The following is a 13467-nucleotide window of genomic DNA, read 5'->3' on the forward strand; positions in this document are numbered from 1 at the left end:
TCATAGAAGGGGGCCTGGGCTGCCCGGGCTCGCGCCGGCACGGGGCGCGCGGGCTGGCCCTTCCTGGCGGGGAGGACGCCCACCAGCCAGCGGCCGTCGAGGCTGTCGCCGTCCCGAAGCACCTTCACGGGCGCCGCCGGGTAGGTGCCATCCGGGGCGGCGAGCACCGCCACCTGGAGGTCCTGGCTGGCCATCACCACGCGGGCGGGCAGCGTCTTTCCGTCGTGCTCCACCGTGGTGGCATTCAGTCCGGTGAAGCCGCTCCCCACGGGCGTGACGGAGGTGAGGACCTGACCCGCCGCCCCCACGAAGACGCCGGGCCCCGCGTTCCGAGGACCCTTGACGTGCACCACCGAGCGCCCGTGCCGCTCCAACACCCGCTGGAGGTCGGCGCGCGAGGGCTTGTCGGCCTCCGCCGCGGTGGAGGCGAAGGGGAGGAGACAGAGGAGGAGCAGCGGCGGCAGGCGGGACATCGGCGGGTGCCGCAGCCTATCACCGGCGCTCGCGCAGCGCGGTGACGAAGCGGTCCGCCGGGAGCGTGTTGAGCACGTCCCCCTTCCGGGCCCAGCCCCGGCGCGCGGTGGCCACCGCGAAGGCCAGGTTCTTCAGGTCCTCCTTCTGGTGCGCGTCGCAGCTCACCACCAGGCGGACACCCCGCTTCACGGCCTGCCGGACATATTCGGCCTTGATGTCCAGGCGCGCGGGCTTGCCGTTGACCTCCACCGCCACGCCACGCTCGGCGGCCCGCTCCAGGAGCTCGTCCATGCGGACGGGGTAGGGCTCCCGGCTGTTGATGAGCCGGCCGGTGGGGTGCCCCAGAATCTGGAGGCAGGGGTTGTCCAGCGCGGCCAGCATCCGGCGCGTCATCTGGTCCTCGTCCATGCCGTGCCGGACGTGGATGGAGCCGATGACGACCTCGAGCTGCTCCAGCACGCTGTCGGCATAGTCGAGCGCGCCGGACTCCATGATGTCGACCTCGATGCCCTTGAGCAGCCGCACGCCGGGGACGGCCGCGTTGACGCGGTCGATCTCCTCCCACTGGCGCTTGAGGTCATCCACCTTCAGGCCACCCGCGTAGATGGCCGCCTCGCTGTGCTCGGTGATGGTCAGGTACCGCAGGCCCAGCGCCCGCGCCGCGAGCGCCATCTCCTCCAGGCTGTTGCGCCCGTCGGACCAGGTGCTGTGCGCGTGGACCGCGCCCTGGATGTCCTCCAGCGTGAGCAGGTCCTTGGGGAGCTGGCCTTCGCGCGCGGCCTCCACCTCACCGGTGTCCTCGCGCAGCTCGGGGGGCACGTACTGCATGTCCAGCAGGGCGTAGAGCCCGGACTCCTCCGTCACGGGCACCTTGGTGCCGTCCTCGCGGTGGACGCCCCACTCGGAAATCTTGAGGCCGCGCTCCTGCCCCAGGTTGCGCAGGCGGATGTGGTGCGCCTTCGAGCCGGTGAAGTGGTGCAGCGCGGTGGCGAAGTCCTCGTCGGGCAGCACGCGCAGGTCCACCTGGAGGTCACCGGCCTCCAGCCGCACGGAGCACTTGCTTTCGCCCTTGCCCAGCACCGCGGCCACGCCCGGCGCGTTCGCCAGGGCATCCAGGACGGGGCCGGCCTCCGGCGCGGAGGCGATGATGTCCACGTCCGCCACGGTCTCCGCCTGCCGGCGCACGCTGCCGCCCAGGCTGGCGCGCACCACACCTGGCGCGGCCTTCACCCGCTCCAGCAGCGCCGTGGCCACCGGCAGCACCTCGCCCAGCAGCTTGCGCTCGCCGCGCGCGCGCCGGTACACGGCGATGCCCTCCAGCATCTTCGCTTCGCTCTTCGCGCCGAAGCCGCGCAGCTGCCGCACGCGGCCCTCACGGCAGGCCCGCTCCAGCGCCTCGATGCTGCTCACCTGGAGCTCACGCCAGAGCGTGGCCACCTTCTTCGGCCCCACGTCCGGCAGCTGCGTCAGCTCCAGCAGCCCGGAAGGAAACTGCGCCCGCAGCTCCTCCAGGTAGCCGAGCCGTCCGGTGGTCACCAGCTCGGTGATCTTCTCGGCGAGCGCGGCGCCGATGCCTGGGAGGCTCTCCAGCCGGCCTTCCGCGACCAGCGGGCCCAGCTCCTGGGGAAGCCCGGCGACGCGGTCCGCCGCCATGTCATAGGCGCGGACGCGAAACCCGCTTTCGCCCTGGAGCTGGAGCAGGAGGGAAATGTCACGGAGGACCTGGGCGACGGTGGCCTTGTCGACAGCAGTGGGGATGGTCACGTCGGGAGTCACGGGGAGAAGGTAATGCCCGGGCATCGGGAGTGCAGCCAGTCCCGCGTTGTGGGAAAAGGGGCCGCGATGACGAAGATCAAGCTGGGACCGGCGGACTTCGCCGAGAGGGAAATGCGGGGCTACGAGGTCGGCAAGCGCAACGTGTGTATCGCGAAGATCCACGGGCGCTACAAGGGCCTGGACGATTGGTGCAACCACGCCGGGTGTCTGCTGTCCGGCGGTCGCATCGAGGACAACCTGGTCGTCTGCCCGTGCCATGAGGTCGGTTTCGACATGGACACCGGGCACAACGCGACCTCGCCGGGGGTCTGTGACGACCAGCCGACGGTGCAGGTCACGGTCGAAGACGGCGCGCTCGTCATCGATTGGCCCGACACGCCCTGAAGTCCCTCCCGCACTCCGGAGCACCTGCCATGGCACACGACGGACACGACCACGACCACGACCACGGTGACCACGCGCATCATCACCACGACCACCATCACCACGACCACCATCACCACCCCCCGCACGGCCACGACCACGGCCCGGCGGAGGAGCACAAGGCGCGAGCCCCGGTGCATGTCAGCACCTTCATCGTGACGTGCTCGGACAGCCGCGACGCGGCGCGCGATGAAAGTGGCCGGGTCCTGCGCGAGGGCCTGGAGGCCGCGGGCCACGGCATTGCTGGCACCGTCGTGGTGAAGGATGACCCGGAGGCCATTCGCGGCGCACTGGACGCCGCGCGCGAGGCGGGGGCCCGGGCCGTGCTGTTCACCGGAGGCACCGGCATTGGCCGGCGCGACTGCACGGTGGAGACGCTGCGTCCGCTGTTCGAGAAGGAGCTGCCAGGGTTCGGCGAGCTCTTCCGGATGCTGTCCTACCGTCAGGTGGGGAGCGCGGCGATGATGTCCCGCGCCACGGCGGGCACCTGCCAGGGGATGATTCTCTTCGCGCTGCCGGGCTCGCCCAAGGCCGTGCGGCTCGCGCTGGAGGCGCTCATCCTCCCCGAGTTGGGCCACGCGGTGCGTGAGCTGTCGCGTTAGCGTCCACGCCGCGCTTGTCTCAAACCATGAGAATGGCTGAGGCCGGCGTGTTTCGTCACGAGCATTGTCCCCTGTTTTCGCCGGGAGTGTAAGTTGACGGCGAAGGCGGGGATTTCTCTCCCTGCCATCTCAACCGCACGTCCCCGCATGGCAGTGGAGAAACGTATGAACATGAAGCGCCTCGCTTCAGTCCTCCTGGTGCTCTGTAGTGTCTCGGCGTTCGCGAAGGCGCCCCCGGCGACGGTTTCCGACCCCGAGGTGTGGATCACCCTCGGCTCCGATGCCCTCGAACACGTCAACGCCGCCTTCGCCAGCGCTGGGCATGCGGCGCCCGCATTGAGCGGTCAGAAGGAGGACGTCACCGCGCTGCGCGTGCGGGAGTCCCAGCTCAACCTCATCTCGCGGATGATGCACGAGAAGCTCAACCGCTGTGGTGGCTTCATCTATCACGACACCGAAGCGGCCGCGCTCGCCGCGCTGGACCCGTCGGTCGCGGCGAAGGCCGCCAAGGCCACGGCCGTCACGTACAGCCTCGACAACGCGGCGACGGTCAACGCGTTGCAAGCGGGGGTTCAGGAGCTGGCCATCCGAGGGGTCATCGACCACCTGTCCAGCTACGCGACGCGCTACTACACGTCGACGACGGGCGTGACGTCAGCCAACTGGCTGAAGGGGTACTGGGAGTCGCTGGTTCCGGCGACGCGCTCCGACGTCACCGTCGAGTTCTTCAACCACACCTCGTGGGCGCAGCCCTCCGTCATCTTGACGATTACCGGCACCACCCTGTCGGAAGAGGTCGTCGTGCTCGGTGGCCACCTGGACTCCACCAGCAACGGCAGCACGGCGCCCGGCGCGGACGACGATGCCTCGGGCATCGCCACGCTCACCGAGGTGATTCGCGTGGCCATGCTCCAGAACTACCGCCCGGAGCGCACCGTGAAGTTCATGGCCTACGCGGCCGAGGAAGTGGGCCTGCGGGGCTCTTCGGCGATCGCCACCCGGTACGCGGCGGATGACATCGACGTGGTGGGCGTGCTCCAGCTCGACATGACGAACTACAACCTGCGGTCGAACATCGACGTGGCCCTGGTGAGCGACCGGACGAACGCGGCGCAGAACACGTTCGTCACCAACCTCATCGACACGTATCAGCCCGAGCTCGAATGGACCACGACGATGTGTGGCTACGCGTGCTCGGACCATGCGTCATGGACGAGCGCGGGCTTCGCGGCCTCGATGCCCTTCGAGGCGCCGCTGAGCGCGTCCAACCCGTACATCCACACCGTCAATGACACGCTCCACAACAGCGGTGGCGATGCCCGCCACGCGCTCAAGTTCGCGAAGCTGGCCGCCGCGTACGTGGCGGAGCTGGCCAAGGGTGGGGTGGTCATTGACGAGACGCCGCCGGAGGTCGCCATCACCTCGCCCGCCGCCGGCAGCACGGTGTCTGGCGTGACGACCGTCACGGCGTCCGCCACGGACGATTCCGGCGTGAACCGCGTGGAGTTCTTCGTGGACGGCGAGCTGAAGGCGACCGACACCACGGCGCCGTATTCGTTCAACTGGGACACGGCCGCGGTGTCCAACGGCAGCCACGCCGTGACGGCGCGGGCGGTTGACCTCGTGGGCGTCGCGGCGACCAGCGGCGCGGTGACCGTGACGGTGAGCAACGCGACCAGCGCGGCTGGCTTCGACCCCATCCTGAGGGCGCCGCGGTGTGCCTCGGCCTCCAACGCGTGTGATTCCGGCACGCTGCTCAACGGGCGCGGCGGCTTCGTCGGGCCCGAGGTGAACGCGCCGAACACCATCAAGAACTCCTGCAGGGACGGCTTGTCGGGCACGCACCTGGTGGACCAGTCGAACGAGCGCATCGTGGTGTCCACGCTGGACGGGATGGAGTTCGCGCCGGGCAAGTTGGTGCGCGTCGAGGCAACCGTCTTTGCCTACAACAAGCTCAACGACAAGCTGGACCTGTTCTTCGCGGCCGACGCCAACAACCCCGTCTGGCAGCACGTCACCACGCTGCCCGTTCCGTCCAAGGGCCTCCACACGTTGTCCGCCACCTACACGCTGCCGGAGGGCAGCGCCGCCCAGGCCGTGCGAGCGGTCTTCCGCAATCGCGGAAGCACGACGCCTTGCATGGAGGGCAACTACAACGACCACGACGACCTCATCTTCGCCGTGCAGCCGTCGGCGTTGCTGCGGTAACGCTCCCGGTGCGTCGGGTCTCCAGGCCGCGTCGCTTGCCTGGGCCTGGAGACCTCTGACGGAGCGCGCACCTTGAGTCGCCCCACGCGCGTCGATAGGGTGCGCGCATGCGAACCGTGGATGAGTGGAAGGCGGCTCTGCGCGCCGCATTGAAGGATGCCATGCGCGCGCGGAGCACCCAGGCGGCGGCGGTGCTGCGCGAGACGCTCGCGGCCATCGACAACGCGGAAGCACCGGACCTGCGCGTGGCGCCCACCGCCGTGGGTGGCGGGTTCGCCGGAAGCGCGGGTGGACTGGGGAGTGGTGAGGTGCCCCGGCTGGCGCTGACGCCGGAGGCCGTGCAGGCCGTCGTCGACCGCGAGCGACAAGAGCGGCGGGACGCGGTGGCCCTCTACGAGAAGCTCGGGAAGCATGACGAGGCGACCGCCGTGAAGGCACAGCTGGACGTGCTGCTGGCGCTTTGAGGGAAGACAGGGCGACGGCCCGCCGTTCCTGCACCATGTGGGAGCCCCTGTCGTGACACCGCGCTCGAGGAGCCGCACCGCCGTGGCCACCGGGCTCTCCCCGCGAGCCGCCGAGCACCTCCGGCCCCGGCTGGAGGCCGTGCTGACGTCCACCGACGCGCGGGCCCGCATCGCGTTCGATCCGGTGGAGTTCCCGCATCGCTACCAGGACGCGCGAGACATCGAGGTCAGCGCGCTGCTGGCGGCCGGGTTGGCATACGGCCGCGCGGACCTGTTCCGTCCCAAGGTGGACGCGCTGCTGCGCCGCATGGGGCCGTCTCCCGCCGCCTTCGCCGCGGCGCTCGACGTGGCGGGGGCGCGGGCGCTGCTGGAAGGCTTCGTGTACCGCTTCAACGTGGGCACGGACGTGGCGGTGCTCCTGCTGGGCATGGGCCGCGTGCTGCGCGAGCTGGGCAGCCTGGAGGCGCTGTTCCTCCAGGGACTCCAGAAGCGGGACACCCTGCACGGCGCGTTGGACCACTTCACGACGGGCCTGCGCGCCATTCCCATGGACGCCTTGCGAAAGGCCCTGGGGCCGGAGCGCGGGCTGAATCACCTGCTGCCCTCGCCGCTGGGCGGGGGGGCGGCCAAGCGGCTCAACCTCTACCTCCGGTGGATGGTGCGAGGGCCGGACACCGTGGACTTCGGCATCTGGAAGCGCGTGCCACCTTCCGCGCTCCTGATTCCCTTGGACACCCACCTGGGTCGCATCTCGCGGCACCTGGGATTGACCCGCCGCAATGATTTGACGTGGCGCACGGCGGAGGAGGTGACAGCCGCGTTGCGCGTGTTGGACCCGGCCGACCCCGTCCGTTACGACTTCGCCCTGTGTCACTACGGCATGAGTGGGGCCTGCCCCGCCCAACCCGTGGCGGAGAATTGCGGCCGCTGCCCGCTGCTGCAGGCATGCGCCGTGGGGCCACAGGTGGTGGCGACGGCGACCCGCCGGGTCCCGGGAACCACCGCTCGGAAGGGCAGAGAACTGTCGGCGACGCGACGACGTTGACCGTGGAGCGCGCGGGCGCTGCAATGGGTGCGTGGCTCCGGCTCCCGCGCGCGGAACCCGGGGCTCATGGGGCCGGAGGATTGACGCCGTGTTTGTGACGCTGGTGGCATTACCTCCCGAGGTGTCGGAGGAGGTCGAGCGAGGGATTCTCGAGTCCGACACGGGACGGAACTGCCAGATTTTGCGTGTGCCCCTGGCGGGGACGTTGCCCGCGGTCATCTCCGAAGGACTCATCGTCCTGTGGGACGACGGCGGCCTCTTGTCGGAGCTGTGCACGAGCTGTCAGCGGTTGAATGCCCTGCGCGGGGTGCCCCGCACGCACCTGGTCGTGCTCACGAACCGCGCGCCCGTGGAAGCCGACGCGCTGGCCGAAGCCGGCGCGGATGAGTGTCTGCCCGCGCCCGGGACACACTGGGGCGTGCGGCTCGCGAGCCTGCGCCGGCGCCTGTGGGCGCTGTCGGAGGGGGACGCCACGCCCACGCCGAGCCTCCACGAGGTCACGGACCGCGCGCGGCTGGAGTCGCAGTGGGTGCTGGCGGACCGGATGGCGTCGATTGGCACGCTCGCCGCGGGCGTCGCGCACGAAATCAACAACCCCCTGTCCTACGTCAGCTCCAACCTCTCGTACCTGCGCGAGCTGCTCTCCCAGCCGGAGCTGTCTCACGACCAGCTCATGGAGCTGCGTGAGGTGGTGGCGGAGGCCCAGGAAGGCGCTGGCCGCGTCAGCGCGATTGTCCGCGACCTGCGCACCTTCTCCCGCGCGGATGAAGAGCTGCACGGCCCGGTGGACATGGTGCACGTGGTGGACGGCGCGCTGCGGCTGCTCCGCAACCAGCTGGGGTTGGTCGCCCGGCTGACGTGCACGTTGGAGCCGGTGCTGCCCGTTCATGGCAACGAAGCGCGCCTCACCCAGATTGTCGTGAACCTGCTGTTGAACGCGCTCCAGGCGCTGCCGGACCGTGCGCCCGAGGAGAACCGGCTGCGCGTGTCCCTGCGCGCCAGCAGCAGCCGGCACGTGGAGCTGGAGGTCTCCGACAACGGGCACGGCATGGCGCCGGACGTGCAACGCCGCATCTTCGACCCGTTCTTCTCCACCCGTCCCGTCGGAGAGGGCACGGGGCTGGGGCTGTCCATCAGCCTCACGCTGGTGCAGGCCATGGGGGGACGCATCGAGGTCTCCAGCGCGCCCGGCTGGGGCAGCACCTTCCGCATCGTCCTGCCCACGCAGGCCGCGGGCCAGACGGAGGGCGTGGAGCCAGCGCCGCTTCCGGAGCCAGCGGCCGTTCGCATCCGCCGGCGGCTGCTGCTCATCGATGACGAGCCCTCCGTGGGCAACTCGGTGAGCCGGCTGGTGCGTGACGTGTATGAGATTCACGTCGTCCAGGACGCGCGCGAGGCCCTGCGCTTGCTCTCCATGGGGGAGCGGTTCGATGCCATCCTGTGCGACGTGATGATGCCGGGCATGAGCGGGCTGGACTTCGTGGTGGAGCTGGAGCGGCTGGCGCCAGACCTCGCGCTGCGCACCGGGCTGATGACGGGGGGCGCCTTCACCGCGCAGGCGCGTGAGTTCGTGGGCCGCCGCACGCGCGGGCTGCTGGAGAAGCCCTTCGAGCGCGAGCGCCTGTGCACCTTCGTGGAGCACCTCTTCCAATGAGCCGGGGGCTGCGGCGGAGTCTGGCGGCGGCGCTGGTGGCGCTGCTGGCCGCGGGCTTGCTCGTGGTGCCGGGGTGGCTGCGGGGCCTGTCGCTGGTGGTGCGCGCGGCGGGCATGCAGGGCCGCGTGGAGACGGCGCTCGCGGACTGGCGCACCGTGCCCTTCGATGTGAGTGACGTGCGGGTGCCCACGCGTCACGGCCCGGTGCGTGCCCGGCTGTACCGGCCGGTGACGCAGCGTGGGCGCACGGTGGTGCTGACCTCGGGCGTCCACGCGGATGGCATCGACGAGCCTCGGCTGGTGACGCTGGCGGAGGACCTGGCCATGGGCGGCCAGGCGGTGCTCACCCCGGAGCCGCCGGACCTGCTGCGCTACGAAATCACGCCGCGCCTGCCGGACATCATCGAGGACGCCGCCGTGTGGGCCGCGTCGCAAGCGGACCTGGCGCCCGACGGCAAGGTGAACCTGTTCGGCATCAGCTTCTCCGGCGGCCTGTCGGTGGTGGCGGCGGGGCGGCCCGCCTTGAAAGACAGGGTGGCGGCCACGCTCTCCTTCGGCGGGCATGGGGACTTGCCGCGCGTGCTCACCTTCCTGTGCTCGGGCGAGCTGCCGGATGGAAGTCACCTGGCCCCGCATGACTATGGCGTGGTCATCATCCTGCTCAACGTGGCGGAGGAGCTGGTGCCGGCCGAGCAGGTGGAGCCCCTGCGCGCGGGCATCCGGACCTTCCTGCGCGCCTCGCATCAGGCCATGGTGGATGGCCGCCTCGCGGCGCAGACGTTCGCCCAGGCGCGCGAGCTCCAGGCGGAGCTGCCGGAGCCCGCGGCCACGTTGATGGGCCATGTAAATACGCGCGACGTGGCGGCGCTGGGCCCGCGCTTGCTGCCCTTCGTGAAGACCTTCGCCGCGGACCCGGCGCTGTCACCGGAGCGCTCGCCGCCGCCCACCGCGCCCGTCTTCCTGCTGCACGGCGCGGGGGACACGGTGATTCCCGCCATGGAGTCCCGCCGGCTGGCCGCGGCCCTGAGCCCCCACACCGAGGTCCACGCGCTGGCCACGCCGCTCATCACCCATGCGGAGATGGATGGGCCGCGGGCGCTGGTGGACGTGTGGCGGCTGGTGCGCTTCTGGGCGGACCTGCTCGACGCCTGAGCGGGGCCCGCCTCAGCTTCGCGAGGCGATGCTCGCGGCGGTGCGCACGCCGCCCACCGCGGTGGCCAGGGTGCTCTGGCCTGGGAACACCGAGTCCCCCACCAGCCACAGTCCCTCCCGGACGTGGAAGGGGCCCAGGTGCCGGTAGTTCTCCAGGCCCGCGCGCCGGGGCACGCCGCCCACCGCGCCCGAGTCGCGCTGCGTGAAGCGCTGGTACGTGCGGGGGGAGGCCGTCATCGCGTGCGTCTGGCCCTCCAGCCACTCCGGCGCGAGCCGTCGCAGCCCCTGGTCCATCCGCGCCTGGATGCCCTCCAAGTAGCCGCGCTGCGCGTCCGCGGGGAGCCCGGAGAGCGTCGTCAGTGGCACATGGGTGGACACCGTCACGGTGCGGTGGCCCGATGGCGCCCGGCCTGTATCGGCCTCACCGCTGATGGACATGAACAGGTGGTTGCCTTCGATGAACGGCGCGGCCGGGTCCTCCACCAACTCCAGGTGATGGGCCTGGCCATCCGCGCCATCGGGCGCGCGCACCACCAGGTATCGCATCACCGCGCCCCAGCCGGACTCGACGCGCCGGGACAGGCTGTCCAGGCGGGGCATCGTCTCCAGGGGGACGCCCAGCAGCCGGCTCAGGCTTCGCGGCAGCACGTTGGCCACCACGTGCCGTGTCCGCAGCTCGCCTCGGCGCGCGCTCACGCTCCATCCTCCGGCGACCGGCGTCACGGCCTTCACCCGGTTGGCCAGCAGGACGGTGCCTCCCTGGGCCTCCACCGCGCCCGCCAGGGCCCGCGCGAGCTGACCGATGCCGCCCCGGACGTGGCCCGTGCCGCGCCAGTAGTAGTCCATGGCGGCCAGGGCGAAGGGGGCCTCCGCCTCGGCGGCGCTGCACTGGACGGTAATCTGGCAGAGCGCGTCCAGGTACGTGCGCAGCGGCGCGAACGCCGTCAGCCCCAGGTGCTCCAGCACCGCGCCCAGGGGGCGTCCCAGCCACCGCAGCAGCAGGGGATACTGGAGCGCCCGGCCCGCGTGGCGCAGCAGGGCGCGCACGTCCAACGGGGGCAGCAGCGTCGGGTCATCGAAGAGGGGCCACAGGGCGCCGGCCACCTGGGCCTGGAGCGCGAAGAGGCGCCGCACCGCGGGCGCGGGGGCATGGGGCAGGGCGCACAGGGTTTCGATGAAGCGCTCGCGGTCCCGGTGCACGGCGAGCCGCGAGGTGGAGGTCCGCAGCTCCACCACGGGGTCCAGCCACTCCACCGTGACGGGCAGGGCGAGCTCCCGAATCCACCGGCCGAAGAGCTGGTGCGGCTCGAAGCCCGAGAAGAGCGTGGCCCCTGCTTCGAAGGCATGGCCGCCCCGCTGGAAGGTGCTGGCGCAGCCGCCGGGGTAGTTCAGCGACTCGCACAGCGCCACGCGAGCGCCTCGCCGCGTCAGCTCCAGCGCGGTGGCCAGTCCGCCAAACCCCGCGCCCACCACCACCGCGTCGTACCAGGTGCTCGGCATCGTCCCTGCCCCGAAACCCGGGGCGGCTTGGAGGACGGCCGGGAAGACCGTGCCCTCGCCGCCCGGAACCACGGCTCTAACGAAGGCGCGCCGGCCCCGCGAGCCCTTTCAGGTCACTTCCGGAATGCTTGCCTGGCGGTGGACATCTCCCAGGCGAGGGGGCTCGGGCTGTGCCGATGTGTTTCGAGGCTCCGGATGGAGGAACTCCCGGGCGTAGACTGGTGGCCGTTGTCCTCGCATCCTTCGAAGGGGCCCTCGCGCGTGCGTCCATTCCTCATCGTCCTCGGCTGTTCCTTCGTCCTGGGTTGCGCGTCCACGCCGAAGCCCGTCCCAGCAGCGCCCCCCGATGCCGTCGAGACGTCCCAGGCGGAGGACGAGACGCCGCGGTACCTCTCGCCCTCCGAAATCGTGAAGGTGCTGGAGGACTCCACGGTCGCCTACCGGGTCGACGGAAAGGACTCACCTCCGGGCGGGTGGGGCGACCAGCTCTGGCCTCAGCGCGTGGCCCTGATTGACGTCCCCCAGGTGGTGGTGGAGGACGGCCGCCGCACCATTCGCGAGTGGCCCACCCCCGCCGGGCTGAAGGCCCTGCTCGATGAGGCCGAGCCCCACTTCCAGGCGAAGCGCTACGCCGAGGCCGCGAAGCTGTACGCCCAGGCCACCGAGCTGTGCCCCGAATGCTACGTGGCGTGGGTCTTCCGGGGTGACGCGGACTACTTCGCCGGAGACGCGGCCACCGCGCTCGCGCACTACAGCCGCGCCACCACCCTCAACCCCTATGACCACCGGGCCTGGTTCTTCCAGGGCAATGCCCTGGCGAAGCTGGGGCGCTTCGAGGAGGCGCTGGAGGCCTGGGCGCAGTGTCTGTCGCTGAGCCCGCGCTACCCCGTCATCCGCCAGTTCTTCCGCACCAACGCGCACCTGGGCCTGGTCATCCGCGGTGACACCATTGTTCCGCGCGGGTTCGCCGAGCGCGACGCGGAGGGCGTCTCCATCCAGTTCGACCCCAACCACGACCCGTCCTGGCTGGCGTTCGCCAACTGCAAGGCCCTGTGGCTGGGCGAGCCGTCACACCGGGCGCGGATGACGGGCTCCACCGAGGAGCAGTTCACCTCCGTGGAGGAGATGGAGTGCCTGGCCTCGGCGCTGGCGGTCCATGAGAGCCACAAGGCGGAGGGCAAGACGGACGCCTCGGACCCCACGCTGGACCGCCTCTTCGCCATCGCCCAGGAGGGGCTGCTGCTGGAGGCGGTGTTGTTCGAGGTGGGCGCGCGCGTCCACCCTCAAATCGCGCTCACCCTGGAGGATGCGCTCCGCCAGCGCCTCAAGAAGTACGTCCTGACGCACGTCCTGGTGCCGGCGGGCGGCCACGGGGGCTGAGCCGCCCTACCGGGGCAGCTTGAGCCGCAGGGTGAACACGTAGGACACGCTCACCGTCCGGCCCTGGTACTGCACCGGGGTGTAGCGGCGGGCGTGGAGCGCCTCGAGCACGGACTCATTCATGTGCGGCAGGCCCTTGATGATGCGGCAGTCCGTCACGTCGCCGCGCACCGTGATGACGCACTTGGCGACCATGGTGCCCTCCACGCGGGCGGCGAGCGCCTGGTGCGTGTATTCGATGCCCGGGCTTCCCATCAGCCGGGGCGGCGACATGCCCTTTCCGAAGGGCATGACGTCGGTGCCCGTGCTCTCCTGTCCGGGGCTCAAGCCGGGCACGTACGGGACGCCAATCACGTCGCTGTCTTCGTAGCCCTCCGGGTGTCCACCCGGCACGCCTTCCCCCGGGTTCGCCAGCTCGTCCGTCGCGGTGCTGGTGTCGGTGCTCGCCACCGCCTCCACCGGCTTGGGCGGCGCGTCCACCACCGGCGGCGGCACCCGCGCGGGCACGCGGTCCCGGTTGCGCGGGCGCGGGCGCGGCGCGACGGCTGCCTTCGGCTGCGCGGGGGCGGGGGAGCCCTTCGCCACGCGCGGGGGCTGCGCCACGCGGAGCACCAGCTCCTTCGGCGCCGGAGGCTCGCTCGGCCCCGGCGGCCTCGCGGAGATGAAGAGCACCGCCCCGAACAGGGCCGCGTGCAGGGCGATGGACACCCACACCCCTGTGCCAAGACGTCCAGCCCGCTGCCGTTCGATGACCGACTTGAACATTCCGGATGCCTCCCTCGGCGTCAGG

At 71.1% G+C, this 13467-nt stretch carries 12 protein-coding genes; 8 read left to right on the plus strand and 4 right to left on the minus strand.

Features of this window, described 5'->3' with window-relative positions:
• The coding region (locus G4D87_RS03190) for an MXAN_2756 family trypsin-like serine endoprotease (RefSeq protein ID WP_163778570.1) at positions 1-473 on the minus strand (473 nt) is incomplete at its 3' end.
• 19 nt (positions 474-492) lie between these two features.
• Positions 493-2238: a DNA polymerase/3'-5' exonuclease PolX gene (gene polX, locus G4D87_RS03195; protein ID WP_163778656.1), complete on the minus strand. Its 1746-nt coding sequence runs from the start codon at positions 2236-2238 to the stop codon at positions 493-495.
• Between the two features lie 78 nt (positions 2239-2316).
• Between polX and G4D87_RS03200 the strand changes: the two genes are divergently transcribed.
• From G4D87_RS03200 to G4D87_RS03230, 7 genes are all read left to right on the plus strand, one after another.
• Entirely contained in the window at positions 2317-2634 is a 318-nt protein-coding gene (locus G4D87_RS03200) for a Rieske (2Fe-2S) protein (RefSeq protein WP_163778573.1), read from the plus strand.
• A gap of 173 nt (positions 2635-2807) precedes the next feature.
• Positions 2808-3275 carry a MogA/MoaB family molybdenum cofactor biosynthesis protein gene (locus tag G4D87_RS03205; RefSeq protein WP_163778659.1) on the plus strand — a complete coding sequence of 156 codons (468 nt, stop codon included), beginning with the start codon at positions 2808-2810 and terminating at the stop codon, positions 3273-3275.
• A 165-nt stretch (positions 3276-3440) separates the two neighbouring features.
• Positions 3441-5483 (plus strand): M20/M25/M40 family metallo-hydrolase, encoded by a 2043-nt coding sequence (locus G4D87_RS03210; RefSeq protein WP_163778576.1) that lies wholly within the window; start codon positions 3441-3443, stop codon positions 5481-5483.
• 107 nt (positions 5484-5590) lie between these two features.
• Positions 5591-5947: a GatB/YqeY domain-containing protein gene (locus G4D87_RS03215; protein ID WP_163778580.1), complete on the plus strand. Its 357-nt coding sequence runs from the start codon at positions 5591-5593 to the stop codon at positions 5945-5947.
• Positions 5948-6086: 139 nt separating this feature from the next.
• The gene (locus G4D87_RS03220; protein ID WP_163778662.1) at positions 6087-6992 is read left to right on the plus strand and encodes a TIGR02757 family protein; all 906 of its coding nucleotides are present in this window, start codon (positions 6087-6089) and stop codon (positions 6990-6992) included.
• Between the two features lie 88 nt (positions 6993-7080).
• Entirely contained in the window at positions 7081-8646 is a 1566-nt protein-coding gene (locus G4D87_RS03225; protein WP_163778583.1) for a hybrid sensor histidine kinase/response regulator, read from the plus strand.
• On the plus strand, positions 8643-9797 hold the full coding sequence (locus G4D87_RS03230) for a hypothetical protein (protein WP_163778586.1): 1155 nt from the start codon (positions 8643-8645) through the stop codon (positions 9795-9797). Before G4D87_RS03225 ends, G4D87_RS03230 begins: the two co-directional genes overlap by 4 nt.
• 12 nt (positions 9798-9809) lie before the next feature.
• Here G4D87_RS03230 and G4D87_RS03235 read toward each other — a convergent pair whose 3' ends face one another.
• Entirely contained in the window at positions 9810-11297 is a 1488-nt protein-coding gene (locus G4D87_RS03235) for a phytoene desaturase family protein (RefSeq protein ID WP_163778590.1), read from the minus strand.
• A 261-nt stretch (positions 11298-11558) separates the two neighbouring features.
• Here G4D87_RS03235 and G4D87_RS03240 point away from each other — a divergent pair, with 261 nt between their 5' ends.
• Positions 11559-12677 (plus strand): tetratricopeptide repeat protein, encoded by a 1119-nt coding sequence (locus tag G4D87_RS03240; protein ID WP_240357975.1) that lies wholly within the window; start codon positions 11559-11561, stop codon positions 12675-12677.
• A 6-nt stretch (positions 12678-12683) separates the two neighbouring features.
• Here G4D87_RS03240 and G4D87_RS03245 read toward each other — a convergent pair whose 3' ends face one another.
• A complete protein-coding gene (locus tag G4D87_RS03245) occupies positions 12684-13442 on the minus strand; it encodes an energy transducer TonB (protein WP_163778596.1) in 759 nt (252 codons plus the stop codon).
• Between the last annotated feature and the right edge of the window lie 25 nt (positions 13443-13467).

This window comes from Myxococcus vastator (genome assembly GCF_010894475.1).
GTDB lineage: Bacteria > Myxococcota > Myxococcia > Myxococcales > Myxococcaceae > Myxococcus > Myxococcus vastator.